At 34.5% G+C, this 19,838-nt stretch carries 19 protein-coding genes; 2 read left to right on the forward strand and 17 right to left on the reverse strand.

What is annotated here, in order from left to right:
• Positions 1 to 138 precede the first annotated feature (138 nt).
• The 7 genes from Q8X41_RS03755 to Q8X41_RS03785 form a co-directional block, all read right to left on the reverse strand.
• On the reverse strand, positions 139 to 678 hold the full coding sequence (locus Q8X41_RS03755) for a helicase (protein ID WP_397538923.1): 540 nt from the start codon (positions 676 to 678) through the stop codon (positions 139 to 141).
• Between the two features lie 563 nt (positions 679 to 1,241).
• Positions 1,242 to 1,763: a GNAT family N-acetyltransferase gene (locus Q8X41_RS03760; protein WP_397538924.1), complete on the reverse strand. Its 522-nt coding sequence runs from the start codon at positions 1,761 to 1,763 to the stop codon at positions 1,242 to 1,244.
• Between the two features lie 253 nt (positions 1,764 to 2,016).
• On the reverse strand, positions 2,017 to 2,934 hold the full coding sequence (locus Q8X41_RS03765) for a serine hydrolase domain-containing protein (RefSeq protein ID WP_397538925.1): 918 nt from the start codon (positions 2,932 to 2,934) through the stop codon (positions 2,017 to 2,019).
• 799 nt (positions 2,935 to 3,733) lie between these two features.
• Entirely contained in the window at positions 3,734 to 3,958 is a 225-nt protein-coding gene (locus tag Q8X41_RS03770) for a hypothetical protein (protein WP_102691684.1), read from the reverse strand.
• Positions 3,959 to 4,395: 437 nt separating this feature from the next.
• Entirely contained in the window at positions 4,396 to 4,812 is a 417-nt protein-coding gene (locus Q8X41_RS03775) for a hypothetical protein (RefSeq protein WP_397538926.1), read from the reverse strand.
• A 211-nt stretch (positions 4,813 to 5,023) separates the two neighbouring features.
• The gene (locus tag Q8X41_RS03780; protein ID WP_397538927.1) at positions 5,024 to 5,239 is read right to left on the reverse strand and encodes a DUF3923 family protein; all 216 of its coding nucleotides are present in this window, start codon (positions 5,237 to 5,239) and stop codon (positions 5,024 to 5,026) included.
• A 561-nt stretch (positions 5,240 to 5,800) separates the two neighbouring features.
• Complete coding sequence (locus Q8X41_RS03785; protein WP_397538928.1) at positions 5,801 to 6,283, reverse strand: DinB family protein; 483 nt, start codon at positions 6,281 to 6,283, stop codon at positions 5,801 to 5,803.
• Positions 6,284 to 6,619: 336 nt separating this feature from the next.
• Between Q8X41_RS03785 and Q8X41_RS03790 the strand changes: the two genes are divergently transcribed.
• Entirely contained in the window at positions 6,620 to 6,931 is a 312-nt protein-coding gene (locus Q8X41_RS03790; protein WP_397538929.1) for a hypothetical protein, read from the forward strand.
• 345 nt (positions 6,932 to 7,276) lie between these two features.
• On the opposite strand, the gene Q8X41_RS03795 is transcribed toward Q8X41_RS03790, so the two are convergent.
• From Q8X41_RS03795 to Q8X41_RS03815, 5 genes are all read right to left on the reverse strand, one after another.
• Positions 7,277 to 7,909 (reverse strand): HAD hydrolase-like protein, encoded by a 633-nt coding sequence (locus tag Q8X41_RS03795; protein ID WP_397538930.1) that lies wholly within the window; start codon positions 7,907 to 7,909, stop codon positions 7,277 to 7,279.
• Positions 7,910 to 8,025: 116 nt separating this feature from the next.
• The gene (locus Q8X41_RS03800) at positions 8,026 to 8,439 is read right to left on the reverse strand and encodes a GNAT family N-acetyltransferase (RefSeq protein ID WP_397538931.1); all 414 of its coding nucleotides are present in this window, start codon (positions 8,437 to 8,439) and stop codon (positions 8,026 to 8,028) included.
• A 35-nt stretch (positions 8,440 to 8,474) separates the two neighbouring features.
• Complete coding sequence (locus Q8X41_RS03805) at positions 8,475 to 9,512, reverse strand: serine hydrolase domain-containing protein (protein ID WP_397538932.1); 1,038 nt, start codon at positions 9,510 to 9,512, stop codon at positions 8,475 to 8,477.
• A 537-nt stretch (positions 9,513 to 10,049) separates the two neighbouring features.
• Positions 10,050 to 11,276, reverse strand: coding sequence for a multidrug effflux MFS transporter (locus Q8X41_RS03810; protein ID WP_397538933.1), 1,227 nt, complete (start codon positions 11,274 to 11,276; stop codon positions 10,050 to 10,052).
• A gap of 210 nt (positions 11,277 to 11,486) precedes the next feature.
• Positions 11,487 to 11,810, reverse strand: coding sequence for an antibiotic biosynthesis monooxygenase family protein (locus tag Q8X41_RS03815; protein ID WP_397538934.1), 324 nt, complete (start codon positions 11,808 to 11,810; stop codon positions 11,487 to 11,489).
• A gap of 238 nt (positions 11,811 to 12,048) precedes the next feature.
• Between Q8X41_RS03815 and Q8X41_RS03820 the strand changes: the two genes are divergently transcribed.
• The gene (locus Q8X41_RS03820) at positions 12,049 to 13,344 is read left to right on the forward strand and encodes an aminotransferase class I/II-fold pyridoxal phosphate-dependent enzyme (RefSeq protein WP_397538935.1); all 1,296 of its coding nucleotides are present in this window, start codon (positions 12,049 to 12,051) and stop codon (positions 13,342 to 13,344) included.
• Positions 13,345 to 14,256: 912 nt separating this feature from the next.
• Here Q8X41_RS03820 and Q8X41_RS03825 read toward each other — a convergent pair.
• The 5 genes from Q8X41_RS03825 to Q8X41_RS03845 all read right to left on the reverse strand — a co-directional run bounded on the left by Q8X41_RS03825 (position 14,257) and on the right by Q8X41_RS03845 (position 19,828).
• A complete protein-coding gene (locus Q8X41_RS03825) occupies positions 14,257 to 15,375 on the reverse strand; it encodes an endospore germination permease (RefSeq protein WP_397538936.1) in 1,119 nt (372 codons plus the stop codon).
• A gap of 33 nt (positions 15,376 to 15,408) precedes the next feature.
• Entirely contained in the window at positions 15,409 to 15,645 is a 237-nt protein-coding gene (locus Q8X41_RS03830; protein ID WP_397538937.1) for a hypothetical protein, read from the reverse strand.
• Positions 15,646 to 15,647: 2 nt separating this feature from the next.
• Complete coding sequence (locus Q8X41_RS03835; protein ID WP_397538938.1) at positions 15,648 to 16,832, reverse strand: Ger(x)C family spore germination protein; 1,185 nt, start codon at positions 16,830 to 16,832, stop codon at positions 15,648 to 15,650.
• A 3-nt stretch (positions 16,833 to 16,835) separates the two neighbouring features.
• The gene (locus Q8X41_RS03840; protein WP_397538939.1) at positions 16,836 to 18,455 is read right to left on the reverse strand and encodes a spore germination protein; all 1,620 of its coding nucleotides are present in this window, start codon (positions 18,453 to 18,455) and stop codon (positions 16,836 to 16,838) included.
• Between the two features lie 317 nt (positions 18,456 to 18,772).
• On the reverse strand, positions 18,773 to 19,828 hold the full coding sequence (locus tag Q8X41_RS03845; protein WP_397540195.1) for an LLM class flavin-dependent oxidoreductase: 1,056 nt from the start codon (positions 19,826 to 19,828) through the stop codon (positions 18,773 to 18,775).
• Between the last annotated feature and the right edge of the window lie 10 nt (positions 19,829 to 19,838).

A 19,838-nucleotide genomic window follows, 5' to 3' on the forward strand; every position in this document is an offset into this window, starting at 1 on the left:
CAATACAGTTAAAAGGGTTAAACTACCAAATATAAAGGAGAATACTATTCCAACTCTTTTATCATTCAATAAAATCCCTCCGATACCATTTTTCCAACAGCTGCGCCTATTGATTGAAAAAACTTTTTACTTCGAAGTTTAGTTTTGACAAAAGATAATGTGATCATCTGGATCCAAAACGTGGAGATCATCGGCGATATATCCGCGCAACCACAGCACACCCTCAATTTTTCTTAGATAGAAGCCTTTCGGGAAGTCGACGTCTTCGGATAGTATCTCCGATGCTATTTTAACGGCGCCATACGGAGATCGATGTCGCCAAGAAGGCTTCCCTAAATACCCCTCCGGTTGATCCAGGTACTTCAATCTTAAGTATGGACCTAACTCAAGCGGACATAATTTCAAGCCAACCTGGTTCGCTTTTTTATAAACCTGGGGTATAGTAGCTCCTTCCGGAAATCCAAGATTGCGAACTTTGAGCTCAACAGTCCTCACACTGTATATCTTATTTGTGGTGTTAAATTTTTCATCAGTGATTAGCCTCTCTCCAAACTTGTTCATCAAAATAGAGTTTTGTTGCAATTTCTGAAGAAGTTGCGATTTTGTATGGCCGCCAACCTCGACCGTTCTAACAATAGTTGGGCAGTCGGGGTATATTTTATCTTTTTCATCACTCATCTGCAGCCACTCCTTACGAATTGGTTTTATAAGCTTATACTGCAATCATAGGTCCATATATACTAAGGGCGCTAAGTCTTGTTCGTGAATGGCCTCCGATTGGAAGATTGTGATTCAACTAATGCCCTCTCTAGTTCACTAAATATTAGTTAATAGTTTTGAGCATATTGATTCCCGCTATTTCAAATCCGTTCCTCATCTTCGGAATAAATTGTAAATTCTTTTTCTGATATTTTCTTTAATAAAATGTTCTTTTTACTCACCTATATTAAATGACTTCTATAAAAATATTGATTAAACTGCTCTGCTCTATCTATTTAATCAAATATTCTAATAAATCAAACTTTATTTTACCATTAATATTATTTTTTTGTGTAGTATACCCCATACTTTGACCCTTTAGCTAAAGAAGGCACAATTCTTTTTTCAAGACTAGTGCCCGATTGCGGTATAAATATTATATTTTTGCTAAGACAGAGTTAACAAAATCGTTTTTTTCTTCTGTTTATTTGTGTTTATTATGGGTCGAGACGTTGATAGCTTACATTTCTTTACGAGAGATCCTATTCTACTAAGGATTCTGTTATTTTCCCATCTAGATTTTTAATCGCCAACATCGAATTATCCTGAATGATTCCTGTATCTACGAAACCAAATGAAGCGTATAGTGTTTTAGCAATGTCATTACTTGTTCGATAAAAGAGGGCTACATATTCTGCTTCTCCATCTGGAGTAGTTTCAATATCCATCAACATTTTTTCAAAAGCAAGTTTGCCATATCCCTTCCCCTGGTAACCCTTTCCAATCATAATATGCCAAATAAAATAACTCTTCTTCCCGTAAAAAACTTCATTTTCAAATGATTCATGATCCAACGTATCATAAATATACATCAAGAATCCAACAGCAACTCCATCGGCATAAATGGCAATGGGAGTCGCTGGTATCCCGTCTGCGTTCAACATATGAGCGTCTGCAAAACTTCTGAGGTTAGTAGTTTCTATAAAGTCTTTCTGGTTTTCTCCAACTTCAAGTGCTATTACTTCATCTATGTTATCCCCGGTTATCTTTCGTAATTCAATCATTTTTTTATCTCCTCTCCTAAGACAAGCTACTTCCACACATGTCCTGAAACTTTCCAAATATCATTTCCATAATTCTCAAAATCGGGTACATAAAATATTCACCAATGCTAACTCTTTTTCCCCTGTGATTTCTAATCCTTGTTCAGCAAAATGGCCCGATTGTTGAATATCAAGATAGTGATTTCTCCTTTTTACAAGATACTTTTATGATCTCGGAAGAGGAGAAGAACCCCTTTTCATTTGTTTAAATGTCTCATTCATCCTTCCAACTACGCAAAAGTTCTTCGAAAAAGAGTTTCGGCGCAGAGGACTGGTCATCTTGTAGATAGCTTTTTGCCACAGCCATAATATTTAACTTCGGAACAATAAATATATATTGTCCGTATAAGCCATTCGCATAGTAATATTCAATTTTGATGTTACTATTAGTAATTTCACAAGTCCATAGCTGATAACCATATCCAGCTGTTCTATCTTCTTCTGCTTCAAATTGTTTATATGGTTTTTTTGCCTCGTGGATCCAGTTAGATGAAACCACTTGATTTGATTTAAATTGTCCTTCGTTTAGTAATAAAAATCCAAACTTCACCATGTCCTCTAAATTTAATGAAATACTAAAGCCACCCTCGTGAATTCCTTGCGGGTCCTTTACCCATATGTATTTTTTTATCCCTAATGGATGGAATAGAAATTCTTCAGCAAATGAGGCGGTAGAACCTCCAGAAACTTTTTGGATGATCGCGCTTAGTAAATGAGAGTTTCCACTATTATATTCAAAGGTTGAACCTGGTCTATGTATAACTGGTTGTTCTAGTATGAATTTAACCCAGTTTTTTGAACTTTGGAATTTTCCTACTTGTAACCCCGAAGTCATAGTCAGCAAATGAAATAATGTGATTTCCTCCTTCATTGGGTCATTGAACTCTAATATTTCCGGAAAGTAGTTATAAATAGGTTCATGAATGTTTTTTATTAGCCCTTTATCGACCATAATTCCAATTAATATAGACACAATACTCTTTGTAATGGAATAAACCTTTGTCGGTTTTTCTACGACTTTTTTATTCTTTAAATATTCAAAGATCCGTGTATTTCCTTTATAAATAACAAAACCTTCAATTTTAATCTTCTTCACTTTCTTCTCTAACTCATTAAAAGATATTTCACTCATACATATAATCCCTCCTCCACTAAATTGCGTCATTAGTTTATGTACATCAGTTTATAATTTAACCTAAATTTTAACATAAATTCATTAATTTTATCAAAAGGCGTTATTCAATTAAATGGCCCGATTGTTGAATATAAGTTATATCTTTAAACACAAATAAAAGCTAAACTAATACAAAAATTAGTTCAGCTTTAAAATAACTTATTATAATGTTACACATTGTATAAAGAATAATGATACATCAAGCGGGCGCGATTATGGAGCAACAACATTACGAAATATCAAACTTTTTTATAAAAAGTAAAATCAGCCCGAACTGATCCCCACGCATTTTGATCAATCTTTTCAAAATGCGTGGGGGTTCTTTTATAGTAAAAATCTATGTTTGCAGCATCCTTTTGAACAAACTTTATTCCACTCCAACGATGTTTTTATTTCTTTTGTGGAAATAAAGAAGGGAAGATCGGTAAAAAGTTTGCGCTTTAAAATTAGAGAGAATTTAAATACAAAAGAGGTCCCAGCTATAGAAAGAGGAGAAACAGATGAAGCCCTTTCGGATTTAGAAAAAGAGTTTCTGAAAATGGAAGAAATGAGATTACGAATAAATTAAAAAGCAAAGGGGTATAGTTTTGATGATATAACATTTTTCAATTTACAACGTCTACGTCTTTGGTAAAGACTTTAATCGTGATTTTACCCTGTTCACCGTTTTTCCATTTTGTTTCCTCCTTGCTTTTATGTAAAAAGTTCAGCCCTATTTGTTATTTAGGAGGGAAAACCCCTCCATTTTTAATCATTTTTAATCGGCATATTCCAATTCATATTCATATAACGAGCAATTAATAGCTTCACCATTTTCCAATTCAAGATCGTATAAAGGCGCTTCTAAATTTCCATCATAGCCCTTATGTTCCTGTTTATTAGTAGCAATATGAGTTACTACCAATACTTTGTTTCGGAATGAATCATATTTTTCATTATCATTATCCCTTGATACCATTACTCTTTCACCAATAGTAAACATAACAGTTCTCCTTTAAAATAATTTTTGTTGTTACAAATCTTTAGAAGGGAATAACCCTCCTTTTTATCTTTTACCAATCCATTTTCCGTATGCATCATAATTATCTGGATTAGCTGAAGGCGAATCAAAACCATACATACTGCCCATTTCCATAGCTTTTTTTTGCGCTTTTGAGCATGGCTGTATATCTGGAATCGTTTCAGAAATGATTTACTACAGTGATACACATAAGTTTTATGATACTCACTATGAAGAGATTGAAGCGCTTAGAATCGAATTAGACATCTGCAAGTCCAATTAATGGTGAAACTAGTTCATTTTTAAGTGGAAAAACTATAATGAGAACTACTACACGCGCCCGATTGTGGAATATTGAAAAATAAATGTTGCAAAATACTTTAGTTATTTTGCTAAAGTTAAGTTAATGGGAATAGTACTTATGGAGATAAATGTTTGTAATCCAATATTTCAATTTTGAACTTGTGATTACATATCTTCTTATTAATCTTTTCACTATCACAGGATAGGAAAATTCTTACCTTAACTAAATCTTCTTTAACATCATCATTAAAGTTTTTCGGAGGGATCTCAATTCTTACCGTAACATCATAGGAATGATTGTCATTGTAAGTAATGCCAACAATCCTTTTCCATTGCCAGTAAAAAAGATTATCACCTCCATACTCTTTGATTACTCTTTTATCAATAATTGGGAATATAATGTCTGAAATAATATCCTCTGTTGTGACATACATACCTTCTACTTCTGAATTAACTTCAGATTTTACAATTTGCGTAGGAATAAGAACAAGAAATACAAATCCTAATAGGGCAAAGTATTGCTTAACCATCATAATTCACCTCTAGGTGCTTTTTATTTATTTCTTATTCTTTGCAAATTGATATTTATTATTAAACTAACGCGTCCTTTAATTGAATAACTAAAATCTAACTTCACTCATAATATCACTTAATTCTTCTTCAACTAACGCACCCAATAGTTTAGTACATTTATTCACAAACTATTGAGTATTAACTCTGTTTTTCATTAGAGTAAAAAGGTGTCTATGACAGTCGTATTCTTTTACGAACAAAATAAAACCAAATTAGTTGTACTATAAGTATAAACATAAAAACAACACCTAAAATAATAAATGTAATAATTCTTATTTCAGGAGTTTGTACAATCCCTGCTCCATCTACTTGTCTTGTTCCGATAATGATAGCAAGTAAAGAAAAAATTACTAACCAAAAAACATTTGCACCCCACCAAAGCTTCACCCTTCTTCCTCCTTTCCTGCATTACTAAATACTAGTAATACGGAAAATTTATGAATAAGTTTCAAAATTTGATTACCCTTTGTTAAGCTATCCTGCGCCGTTAGCTTAAGTACATTTCTTCACAATCTTCTCTGTATACCAATTACCTTTTTAAGTGTTACTCCATTAAATGGCCCGATTGTTTCTGTAATGCTTTAACTTTTATAGTGATAATTTTAATAGACTACATGCTAGTAAGTGAGCTTCTTTAATTAGATTAATTAAAATATAATTTAATCATCAATGTACCCTTATGTTCAAAGTGAGATTTCTTTGAGGGAAACTCTGCCGATTGTTTGGGGACATTGTTTTTTTATTCGAAAAAAACAAAATTGGATTAACCGCGATTAAAAAAGACTAGCAGTTAAGTTCCACTAGTCCTTAAAAGGATATATTATAACCTCATTTACTTATGATACGGTTCACCCTGCATAATGATATATTTGGACGGTCCCGCTCTTCTTCCATTAAAGCCCCCTATAATGGAAGAACTGTGAAGCAAATGAAGTTTTTTTAAAAGCTTCATTTCCCTCCCCAAGCTCCTTGCATTTTACTTAGGGATACAATTTGCCCAATATGATATGCATCGTGCAATGCTAAACTCTTCATTTCAAGCACTAATGTTCTTTCTCCACGGATCTGTCTATACAAATCTTCATGTTCTGATTTTGCTAGTATTTTTTCAAGTTCACGATGAACATAAAAGTATTCTTGTTTTGTTTCCACCCAATTTTGAAATGTCTCAGTTGGTAATCGAAATGTAGATTCATTATCTTCTGCCTGGGGTTCATTCGCTGTATCACCAAGAAATCGCATCAGAAGTCTCTTTTTATAGAAAAGTAAATGACAAACTAATTCCCAAATGGAATTCATTGCCCCCTCAACTGGTTTCCAAATTGCCTGTTCAAAAGTAATACACTCTAGCACTTTTTCAAGTGGCGGAAACCAGTCTTCTTCATCTAAGCAGCTTGCCCATTGTTGTAACAAAAGTGTCTTTACATCCATTTTCTATTCCCTCCAGTTTAATCTCATCACAAAACATTCCAATACAACCATTCCCTTGTTCAATTAAACTGACCCTTTATCAGATCAATAAACTTTCCGTTATTTTCTATAAAACATCTTTGAACTCTAAATTTATGAATCTCTTTATTATTTTATCTCTAATTCGATATAGTAATTAATTAATCCTTCTTAATACAGACTTGTAAGCCTTTGAATTTGCATGCTTTTTTGTGGTGTATGATTAATTATTGAATAGTTCCGAAAGAGGTAGTAGTAGTTACACCCGCATTAGTTGGTGAAAATACGCAAAATGCATCCAATAGGGAAATTAAAGATTTGAATGATATTATTCAATCCATCACTCATAAACATACAGATGTCAGTTTTGTAGATCTCCAATCCGTATTTACAGACCACCTTTCAAAAGTAAACAGTTCAGATTACATCAATACAAAAGTATTAAGAGTTATGAAGGATGTTCTCTTTTATAAGAAGTCTTCAAGAATTGATTCTTTATCAAAAAATCGCGGTCTTCATCTCACGTTAGATGGAATACACCTGAACAGTGCTGGTGCACAAATTGTTGCGGATATGTATGCATCTGAAATCAATCGAGTAAATTACAAAAATCAAAATGTAATTCATTAATCAGGGTTAGGAAGGTTGTTTAATACGGTGGATTCAGATGTAGAAGTATTTGGGAAATCATTTTGATCAAACTTTTTTTCAAAATGATTTCTTTTTATTTATTGTAAGTGTAGGTTCATTAGATGCTTCTTAAGCAATCTGCCCTGTAAGTTTAAGTACATTTCTTCATAATTTTTTACCGATTTCATCATAAATATCCAATAAAAAAAATCACCTATAAGAAAAAATAAAGAGGTGATTTTTATCAAACTTTATTATAAAATTTCATACCTTCATTAAAATGATCAATCTTTATATTAAATGATCAATTTTTTCAAAAGCTTTATCTTTCTTTACGATCTATATTCATAACAATTCGATAAAATGATCTATGACTTTATCAGCTTGCTTTAATTCTTCCATCTGCGCAAAGTCAAAATTGACACCTATTGCTGTTAAACCATTTTCTTTTGCTGCCATGATATCTGATAATCGATCCCCAATAACAGCTCCTGTAGTAATTTTATTTTCACTGATTATCATCTTAACTAAATCCGATTTTTGTCCTGAAGGAATCGATTGGATGCTATATACCTTTTTTATAAATCGCTCTAAGGAATATGTATCTACAATCGCCTTAAGATACTCTATTTGTCCATTACTTGCTATGTATAATTCATGATCCGAACCTAGTTTTTCCAATACAGATTCCACATCTGGATACAAAGAGCCTCTTTTATTTTTTATTAATTCAACTAATTTCTCTTGAAATATCGAGTTACTCTTTTCGCGAATCTCTAATGAATGACTTGGACATAATGTTTTCCAAACTACTTGTAAAGGTACACCCATTATTTCTCGATACGTATCGATTGGTGTATCCTCATACCATAGATTATTTTTTCTTAGTACATCAAATGTTCCTATTAATGCTGGTTCTAAAATTGAATTTGTTTGAAATAATGTACCATCCATATCAAAAATTAATGCTTGTTTCATATCAATTCCACCTTTCTTTCAAGTAAACATTTTAGATTTAACTTCAGTTTCGAAAATTCAGAATATAGATGCAGGATTTATATAGTAAAGTTCTTATAATTGAACTAACGTTGAAATTAACAATTAAAAACCCATTCATTAAACTGTGCATTTTGTTCTTGAAGTTGCCAACCTGACTTGTAGAAGTATTCATTGAATTCTGATTCAATCGGGCATAACGCAAGGATTGGTAAGTCATTTATAGTTTTTAACATCTTCGTTAACAACCCCTGCCGACGATAATTCTCGCTTATAGCAAATTGATATAGTGAGATGGTTTTTGATGTTTTTTTTCTGTAAAATCGAAAAGCTCCTACTACTTGACCATCCACTATCGCCACTATCATTTGTTTTCTTCTTATAGCTGCTTTAATTCCTAGAGGGCATAAAAACTCTTCAGAATAAACCCCAATGTTATTACGATCTAAATTATGTTTAAAGAAAGACAAGACTTGAGGTGTATGGGGTATTTCAGCTAATGCTATCTGCAACTTTCTCACTCCCATTAGTAAAAAAATATCATTTCTTATGACATAAGAGAATTATAAATTTCTCCTATAATCCCTTCCATTTGATGAACACCCAATTCTGCATTCGTCATGATGACCGCACCTTTCTCTAAATACGGAAACGCCACCATCATACATTGAAAACCTACTCCCCAACCAAGTGATGTAATTTCAAGTTCTTTTGCTGAACCACTTAAAAATACGCCTAGTCCGATCCCGTTCTTTCCTAACTGTGAAGTAATCATTTCTTTTGCGATACTTGCAGAAATTCCAACCTTACTTTCCCCTTTTAAAGCATTCATTAATTCAAAGACCAATTGGGCTAGTTCTGAAGTAGTTGTCCATAGTCCAGAAGCTGCTGGGTAAGGGTACATAGGATATCCTCCATTTACTAATTCACCGTTCTTGTTATGACCACAAGAAAATTCTTCTCTATTTGTTACTGATATTTCCGTGCAGAATATGCTTTTTTCCATTTTTAAGGGTTTAAATATTAGTTCGTTCATTATTTGCTGATAAGGTTTTTCTGTCACATCTTCTATTAATTGTTGGATAATACAAAAGCCAGCATCTGAATAGTGGAATTCAATCTCAGGCTCATACTTCACATCAATTGGTTCTTTACAATAAGTGGTTTTCCCCTCTAATAGTTTAACCATTGAAGGTATCCCTATATTCGAATTAAGCTCAGCAAAACTATCTTCTGGATCTACGATTCCAGATTGATGACTAAGCAAGTTTCGTAATGTAACTCTTTTATTTTTAGTTAAATCATTATCAGGAACTTTCCAGGATACAAGTTTTTTGTTTACATCCTCATCTAAATCAAGAAGTCCTTGTTCTGTTAACTTCATAACGAGCATTCCTGTTAGGAATTTGCTGATTGAACAAGCACTGAAAATAGAATTTCTGTTAACTTTTTTATCGCTTCCCACCTCTAGCAAACCGTAATTTTCTGTAACACTGATTTCACCATTATCAATTAAGGTAATACTTAAACCTGGTACACTATAATGCTTCATACGCTCGATCATGTTTATATTTTTTAATATCATATGGTCCCCCTAATTTAGTAACTTTAATAAATTATAACACGAACATATATTCTTATGTATATATTTGGATGATGAATTTGATTTTTATTTTTTTGAAATTTATTGAACCAATTTCATATATCCATTTTCGATTTTTATATTCGAACAATTCAATACATTAGCTGTCCATATTCAGATTTGGATGTTCCGCTGCAGACGGCGCTTTCCACGGGCTTGGCTTCAATCTCCTCAGGCCAACACGATGTTGGTCACGAAGCCGTTGCCACAGGACGTGGCGCTCTTAGGCTTTGTTCCTTAAAAGATGTGCTCCTGCATCGCTTCGCTAGCTTCGTCGCAAGAAATTCTTTTTAACAAAAGAATTTCTTCCTGCGGGGCTTTCAGCTCAAGCTTTTCCCGTAGGAGTCGCCGTCTTTCGCTCCACAATCACCGAGAAATATCATTGATACGACAACAAAAATAAAGATGCTAAATCATATATAATTTAGCATCCTATTTGTATTACTATTCTTTGTTTTCTCTTCCAACACTGAACCTTTTTTACGCTGCAGCCGTATTCTTCTTTTTGTTTGATTCACTTTTAATCATCGTGCTATTAATCACAAGAGCCATTAAAGCACATACAAACATAACAATTGCCATTGGTACTGCAGTAAGTTCCCCTGCAATCCCAACTAATGGAGAAACAATTGAACCACCCACGAATGGCAGTAAACCTAGCATTGCAGAAGCACTTCCTGCATGTTGACCTTGGTTTTGCATTCCGAGTGAAAAACCTGTTGGTCCTACAAGACCAACACTAGAGACAGTGATAAAGAAACCTAACAAAATCATAATTAGTGGCCATTTGAAGACTGCAACTAAGAGCAACAGTAGGCATCCAATCGTTGCTTGCCAAACTCCAAATTTTAATATCGTTCGTTCATCATATTTCCCAACTAAGCGTCCTGTTAGTTGTGTCATCAGTACGATACCAATGCCATTTAGTGCAAATGATGCAGAAAACCATTGTGGCGATAAGCCATACATCTTTTGTAAGACAAATGGTGAAGCAGCAATGTATCCGAACATACACGTTAAAATAAAAGATTGGGTTAATGAATACCCCATGAATTCTTTATCTTTAATAATGATAGGAAATGCTTTAAATGGTGTAAAAAAGCTTCCACCGGTACGCTCCTGAAGATGTAATGTTTCAGGAAGTTGCCAAAGTACACCAATCAGCAAAAGGGTACCTCCAAGTGAAAGTGTATAGAAAACAAAATGCCAATCCCCTACTGCCAATAAGAATCCACCCAAAAGTGGAGCAGCAATCGGTGCAATACCATTCACTAAACCAAGGATTGTCATAAATTTCGTCAGCTCTTTGCCACTGTACAGATCACGCGCAGCAGCTTTTGCAATCACAATTCCAGCAGCACCTGTGAAACCTTGCATAAATCGTAAAATAAGATGGATAACAATTGAACTGGTCAAGCCACAAAGAAATGACGCAAGCGCAAACAAAATAAGTGCACTAATTAAAGGTTTTTTTCGTCCCGAAAGATCACTCAGTGGACCGAAAAATAATTGACCAATTGCAAGCCCGATAAAGCAAGCGGTCATGCTAAATTGAGTAACTGATGTTGATGTATGTAAGTCATTAGCAACCATAGGTAAAGCGGGTAAATATAAATCCATACAGAGTGGACCAAAGGCAGTTAATGAACCTAAAATGATCACAACCCAAAAAGTAGTCTTTTTTTCTATCGCAATTGTAGTACTCATTTAATCTCCTTTCATTTTCTCATATATCCATAGTGTATAAATCTTAATTGATATTGTCTAGATGATTAAGATTATTTTTGATTTCAAATAGTATGCCGCTCCAGATGGCGCTTCTTAGATAAAGCTCTAATAAATATGGCATATAGCAATGGCATATTTAATGTTCGTGTTTATTATCGAATCTTTAAATTATGAAATTGATTCAACTAACTAATCTATAAAATAATCTCGTTCAACTTTGGAGATTCTGACATGATAATTCTGATACCATTCTTCCTTTCCCCTTTTTTGAGCGATTTGATGTGATGCATTGTTCTTCCAATTCTTAATTGCTTCTAGTGAATTCCAATAGGAGACGGTAATTCCTAATTCATTATCCCTTGCGCTTTCAATACCTAAGAACCCTTCTTGTTTTGTTGCCAGTTCTTCCATTCTTTTCGCCATTTCAGCGTATCCATTGTCTGCTTCTGTACGCTGTGAAGTAAAAATAACCGCATAGTACGGTGGCTCCTGCGTTTTAACTATTACATTCATAAACAACACTCCCTACTATTTAAAATAGTTTACTTTCACTTGCTTTTATTTGGATTACTCTATCCTTTAATTATACGAAAATCCACATCCAAATAAAGGAGAATCCTATTTGTCAATTTTTATATTCGAGAGAAAAAAATAATAAAAAAACTTAATAAAATTGTTACGAAATAAATTCAATTCTCTTAATAATCATGTATAATTACTCGTAGTATATCGAAATGAGGCGAATGACAACATGCATAGTTTAGCAAAAGAATTAAATGAAACTATTCAACAAGAAAATCCTTATGTATATGACATGCTATCTGGTTTAGCAAAAGAAATGTATTTCCCGAAAGAGGGAATTTTAAGCCAATCTGCAGAAGCTGGTAAAAAAGCGAACAAGTACAACGCTACAATCGGCACAGCTTTAGAAAATGGTAAACCAATGCACTTAAAAGTAATTCAAGACACTTTATCTGCGTATGAGCCATCTGATCTTTACCTTTATGCGCCACCAGCAGGTAAACCTGCATTACGTAAAGAATGGCGTAAAAAAATGCTTGCTGAAAGTCCTTCATTAAAAGGAAAAACTTTTAGTAATCCAATCGTTACAAATGCTTTAACTCATGGTTTAAGTATTGCTGCTGATTTGTTTGCAGATGAAGGTGACGCATTAATTATTCCTGATAAAAACTGGGAAAACTACGACATGGTCTTCGGTATCCGTCGCCATGCGCATACTGTAACATATCCACTTTATAATGCTGATAACAAATTTAATGCAGAAGGTCTTCGTCAAGCTATCCTTAGTCAAAAAGACAAAGGAAAAGCAATTGTATTATTAAACTTCCCGAATAATCCAACTGGTTACACACCAGGTGCTGAAGAAGGTGCAGCAATCGTAAATGCGATTACTGATGCTGCTAATGCTGGTATCAATGTGGTGGCCATTACTGATGATGCATACTACTCATTGTTCTTTGAAGATTCTTTACATGAATCATTATTTGGTGCATTAAGTAATGTTCACGAACGTGTACTTGCAGTGAAAGTCGATGGAGCAACGAAAGAAGAATATGTTTGGGGATTCCGTGTTGGTTTCATCACTTTTGGTAATACAAGTGAAGCCTTGTTAGCTGCTCTTGAAGAAAAAACAACAGGTATTATCCGTGCAACAATCTCAAGTGGACCACATCCATCACAAACATTCTTACTACATGCACTTCAAAGTCCTGAATTTGAAGCACAAAAACTAGAAAAATTCAACATCATGAAAGGCCGTGCAAACAAAGTAAAAGCGGTTCTTGAAAACGCTGAATTCGAAAATGTTTGGGATTACTATCCATTTAACTCAGGATACTTTATGTGTTTAAAACTAAAAACTGTTGATGCTGACAAATTACGTCTTCACCTTTTAGACGAATATGGCGTTGGTACAATCGCACTAAGCAACACGGATCTACGTGTAGCCTTCTCTTGTATCGAAGAAGAAAGTATTGAAGAATTATTCGAATTGATTTATAAAGGTGTTAAAGATTTAGAAGCATAAGCATATGAAATGAAGAAAGCTGGGTGGCAATTAAACTGCTACTCAGCTTTTTATATTTCAACAAAACTTTACTGATTAAACAGGATATTATAAGTGACTAACATTGAAAAAATAATTATATCAACGTATACTAAAATAAATAGCAACATAAATTAAAAAAAGACCGCCGATGTTAGTGCATCAAACGGCCAAATAGATAGTTGGTTCCCAAAAGGGGATTGGCTATAAAGGATAAGATAACCCATCCCGCAGAGCGCTCAACTCAAGGATGGGTTATTTTTTATGATTAAATGACAGAATTGTTATGACTAACGTTGCAAACGCAATTGCGAACATTAACGCTTCAAATACTGTCACGGCATCACCCCCCGGGCCCACACAATGTGGGTTATGCAAACGTTGCCGCAGTACACGGCGAATTAAGTCTGCGAACCTAGATTTGGAGTATGCCAACCACCCTTGAGTACCAACTATCTTATACATATTATACCAATTAATGGTTCTATTTAAAACTATTGAGTTAGTAGTATCAACTACAATATTTTAAGTGTGTTTTTTATTGAGAAGCAATTCCAAATGTAGCTTTGTAATAAAGTTTGATTAAATTAACGATATCAACATTGATATGAGAACAAATCTAAAGAGCAGGTTTTGAAAAAAGATTGTTTAAAACATATTTTCATTTAATATGGCAGGGTAAATTCTTAATAAAAAAGTTTGATTATTTTTGAAACTCTTGTTGCTCTAACGCACCTGTTAGTACAATAAGAACCTGAAATTCGTCCTTTCTGTGTTCCATTCCAATTGAATACTGCATATTTTTTTAATCTATATTCTCTATGTATTATAGAGTTACTATCTACGTTTTTAGCTACATTAAATGCTTATCTATAGATTTTTCAAAATAATCTTCTATTCGTTTATTTCTATTTCGTTCTTTTTCGTTCTTTTTCTTATTGCATATACAACTACCAACAAAAGAGGTAAAAAAAGTCCGATTGATAATGTTAAGGAATTACCCGTTGTATCATCAAAATGTTTTTGGTAGATGATATTAGGATAAATCACGAGAGAAAGGACAACGGCAATCATGCCTAACGGTAATGTTAAAGGGCGGTAATCTTTCAAATTCAGAATTTGTGCCATCCCTAAAACCGAAGCGTAAAAATAAAGGGTCGACTTAAAATAGAGGGTGATAACCCAAAGAGAAGCCATTAATCCCTCAATTCGTTGTAAAAAGTTTCCAATATTTATCCTTTTGGTCAATTCATAACTTGGATAAATCTCTCCTGTAGTTTTCTCATTACCTAATACCGAAATACTCAGAAAAGTAATAACGATGATGACGATGCCGCCTATTAAGTTTCCAATTAAAAAAGATTTTTTACCTTGTTTTATTTTATTAACAAAAGAAGGAAAAATCATTAAGAGAACAACGGCATCTACTGAGGATACAATCACATAAAAAATGGATGATTGAACGATCTTTTTTGTACCCATCTCGTATATAGGCTGTAAGTTTTCAAACTTCATGTCAGGTGAAATAGACACCACTAAAATGAAAAAAATGAAGAAGAACACGACAATTAGGATTTCTGCAGTACGAGCGAAGGTTTCCAATCCAAGACGGACTCCCATCACCACAATCCCCGCCATAAGAATATTAAGGGCTACCATTGGAGTATCTGGCATAATATGGATGTTTAGGAATAGCCCAAAATAATACAAAAGTTCTGAAGCATATAGAAGAGACATGAGTACAAACAAAACAGAAAAGGCTTTACCTACCCATTTCCCAAGAAGTTTTTCAAGGATTTGGACATAGGTGAGGTCAGGGAACCAAAGAGCTATAGTGACGAATAGCCATATGATCAAAAACCCGATTCCCGTACCAATTATAGCGGCAATCCAGGCGTCTTGCTTCGCACCGGTTGAGAGTGCTGATGGTACAGTTAAGATACTCGTACCAATCGTAAATAAAATAACTAAAACTAGAAATTGGTACGAATTTATTTTAACGTCTTTCATCATTTCATATCATACCTTCTCCTCTACACTGTACTTTTATTTCAACAAAAGAGAAATAACGTCATTAAGCGGTTTAAAGATAAAAGTGAGGAAGTCAAATGGATTTGGAATAGGTTTATCGAATCCAAAAAGTGTAATACTTAGACCTACCCCGATTACAAGAAGAATTGAAAACACAAGCAGCTCTTTTTTGTGTTTTTTTTCCAAGAGAGGTGGAACTTCAATCCACAGCATGGCTGCTGAAATTAGGAGTATTCCTATACTTTTTATCATGATTATTTAACCTCTTTTAAGAAGGAATTACCTTCTGTTTCTGTATGCTCAAGTTTTACATCTACTTTAACATTCGCCTTCATCTCAGGGAATTCCTCATCCCAATGCTTTTTAAGCTTTTTCCATTCTTTCGGATTTGATCGATGAATGGCTTCACCAAATCCAAATATGTCTGAATTATATTGTTTTTGTGCCTTTTCAATGGCCAGATTAATGGTTTCTTTCATATTTTTTTCAGTATTCTTCTCTAGCTTAACCATTGTTTCTTGGTCATTAAGATCCATTCGACACTCTACTTCCCCAACATTTCCTTTTACTTTAATATTGATATCCACTTCAGGCTTACCTTTATTTATTTTGCCTTTCATTTTAGAATCCAAATGAACAATCTCTATAGTGGCTTTCCCCTCTTTAGGACAAGATATATTAGTTACAGAATTTTTCACTTTGTTGACGATGTCATTATAACCTCTGCTTTCTCGTTCAGTTAACCAGCCCACTAGTTTATCTTTTTTAAACACCGCTAACCCATCATATTTAACTCGCGCAGGTGGAGTAATCGATTCCACATTCTGTTTGCTTGATCCCATTTCTTGTTTCCCTATTACTTGAATCCCTGTTAATACGGCTTGCTTTCCATCACTTATAAGATTGGCTATCAACTCATCTAATGTAAAGCCTTGCGTTGCAGCCCAGGTTTCTTCTGACATTTTAAGCGTACTAAACATTTTATTGGCAGGAATATTTTCAATCGTTGTTGTAACATCCAGTAGTTCCCCTGCGGTCATATCCTTAGCAACAACAACAAAGAAATCAGATCGAAGTTCCCAATTTCTTGACAGTAAATCTAAGGATTTGGCTACACCTTCTTTAGCTAAATCCTCACCAAGTACAAGCATTCGAAGATGTCCAGCATATATTTTTCGAGGCGAGATCTTTGAAATTTTTCGCAAGGCTTCATATACCGTTTTTCCCTTCGCCTGAAACAGGGTGACTGGTGAACGCCCAGTACTTGTTTTCGCGGATATTTCCGAAGGTACTACCACTTGAGTAGTTATTTGGTATTCATCTTCTACTTTATCGATCCCTATTGCCATCGTAATGCCTAGCTCATTTAATTCCCTCCGGTCCCAACACCCCGTAAGAAAGAGGCTAAGAATCAGGAGAACAAACATACACTTTTTCATCGTTTAATCCCCTTCATTCTCCTTATTTTTTGATGGTTCTGGTTTTGCAGAGGCTGATTCTTGTTGCCTAACCATATTTTGTTGATTGATTAAACGAGGTCGAGTAAACATTTTCCATATTGGCAACCGAATAAACGTATCCCTTTGGTCGGAAAGATTAAAAGGAGCTAAAGAAGACATATAAGGCACGCCAAAAGAACGCAAACTGCATAAATGCAGAAGTAGAGCAATTAATCCAATCATTATTCCTATTAAACCAAAAGAAGCAGCTATTGCCATAAATCCAAAGCGTAGTATCCTGGCAGAGATAGCTAAGTCGTAAGTTGGAGAAACGAAACTAGCAATGGCGGTTATTGAAACCACAATTACCATCGCAGCAGAGATTATGCCTGCTTCAACCGCTGCTGTACCAATTACAAATGCCCCTACAATAGACATGGCTGAACCGATGCTTCGTGGCATTCTTAAGCCTGCTTCACGCAAGATTTCAAAGGTGACTTCCATTATGATTCCTTCAACAAATGCAGGAAATGGAACACCTTCCCGTTGAGATGCCAGACTAATAAGGAGTGCAGGAGGTAGCATTACTTGATTAAAAGTTGTGACCGCAATAAATACAGCAGGGGCAAGCAATGCAATTGCGAATGAAAAAAACCGAAGGAGTCGAATAAGGCTCGCAATATCTGCACGTTGATAGTAGTCTTCCGATGCTTGAAAAAATTGAATGAATAATGCCGGTACCATTAGGACAAATGGTGTTCCATCTACAAAAATGGCTATGCGTCCTTCCAATAATGCTGCAGCTACTACATCCGAACGTTCCGTATTAGCTATCGTTGGAAAAGGTGAATATGGTGCATCCTGAATCAATTCCTCGATATTTCCACTTTCAAGAATTCCATCAATATCTATGCTATCCAAACGCAAACGGACTTCTTTCACTATTTTGTCATTTGCAATTCCGTTGATATACATTATGGCAACATTCGTTTTCGTGCGTTTCCCAATAACTTTTGATTCCATCCAAAGATTTGAGTCTTTCAGTCTTCTACGAACTAAAGCGGTATTTACACGCAAATTTTCGGAGAACCCTTCGCGAGGTCCTCTTACTACCACTTGGGCTGTTGCTTCCGTTACTCCACGCTCAACCCAATGCCTATTGGAAATGATTAAACCTTGGGCATATCCATCGATTAAAAAAATCGTATCCCCCGATAAAAGTCCAGTAAAAAGTACTTCAAAATTAGTTAGTTCTTCAATTTCTCCTACTGTCATGGCAGAATCTTTTAATACGCTAATAAGATTTTGATCAGAAGGCAGCTTTTCCTGTAATTCGGTCCCTTTGATATCTAGCATGAGCGTTTCTAAAATGAAATCTTGTAATGAGGCTGTATCGGTTAATCCATCTGTAAAGATAATACCGGCTTTAATACTTTCTTCTTTTCCAATTCGAATTTCTCGAATGATAATATCCGAGCTTTTTCCAAGTGAATCTTTTATTATCTGTATATTTTCTTGAAGATTTGATTTTAATTCGTTTGTTGAACTTGTCGTCATTATTTGGTCAGTTGAAATAGAATTGGAATGCATTTTAGAATTACTTTTCTTTCTGAAAAATCCCATAGACTACCTCACATTTACTTTATATTTTTTGCGTATTTATATATAATTTTATTTATTACTTTGCTAATTAGGAGAATATTGATTGATTCTTTTAGCATGAGAAAATTTCTTTTAATTTATACCTTTTTATAGAATTATTGTCATAACATGAAAATTCGCACTGCTCTAAGATTCTTTAAGCGGTTGTTATTGTTTTTCTCTAGAATAATATTTAATTTTATATTTCTAATAAAAAGACCTGCCAAAATTTTCACATTTTTGGCAGGTACTGTGTTTGTTCATTTTTTTTGGAATTCCTCTATCAAATATCCCTAAGGCTATGATTTAGTATACTTTTTAATAGCAGGCATAATCTCTGTAGCAATTAATTCGATATTCTTCATAATTTTATCAAACGGTACGCCTCCAAAATCAATTTGAGCCATAAAACGTTGGTGACCATATAATTCATACTGATATAGCATTTTTTCAATAATTTGTTGTGGACTACCTACCATTAATGCTTGGTGACGATCCGGTCCTTCTTCCACTTGCCATTTCGGATAGCCAGTTCCGCGAATAAACTGCATTCCAGCATTTAGATGCGGATACATTTCTTCTACAGCGTCTTGTGAATTCTCAGCTGTGTAAAATAATGATGCCGTTGCAATTGGCAATTCAGATGGGTCATATCCACTACGTTCAGCTGCTTCTCGATAAGCATCAACTGAAACCTTAAATGTCTCAGCTGGGCCACCTAAAGTAGTTAACATCATTGGAATACCGGCATAACCTGCTTTGATTGCACTTCCTGGTGGCCCCCCTACTGCTCTCCAAATCGGAAGTGACCCTGTTTTTGGTTGAGGCAGTATTTCTGCATTTTGTAGTGAAGGACGAAATTTGCCTTCCCACGTAATATGGTGATCTTTATTTAACTGTATTAGCAAATCAAGTTTTTCTTCAAATAATTCTTCATAGTTATTTAAATCGTATCCAAGCAAGTCATATGCTCCAACTCGAGAACCACGACCTGCAACTATTTCAGCTCGGCCATGTGAAATCAAATCAATTGTTGAAAAGTCTTCATATGTGCGAACGGGGTCTGCTACACTTATGACAGAGGCAGAACTAGCAATTTTAATATTTTTTGTTGCTTGAGCAATTGCCCCTAAAATAACAGTATGACCTTGTGAAGCAAAATATTTTTGATGACTCTCGCCTACTGCAAATACATCGATACCTGCTTGGTCTGCTAATTTGCTAGCTTCAATGATTTCTTGAATACGTTGTTCTGCACTAAGATGTTCACCGTTTAAGGGATTCATCACGTGATCCCCTAATGTATATAAACCAAATTCCATGCCTTTTGAAGGATCGATACGATATTGTTCCATCATTTTACTC

This window comes from Rummeliibacillus pycnus (assembly GCF_044359855.1).
GTDB lineage: Bacteria > Bacillota > Bacilli > Bacillales_A > Planococcaceae > Rummeliibacillus > Rummeliibacillus pycnus_A.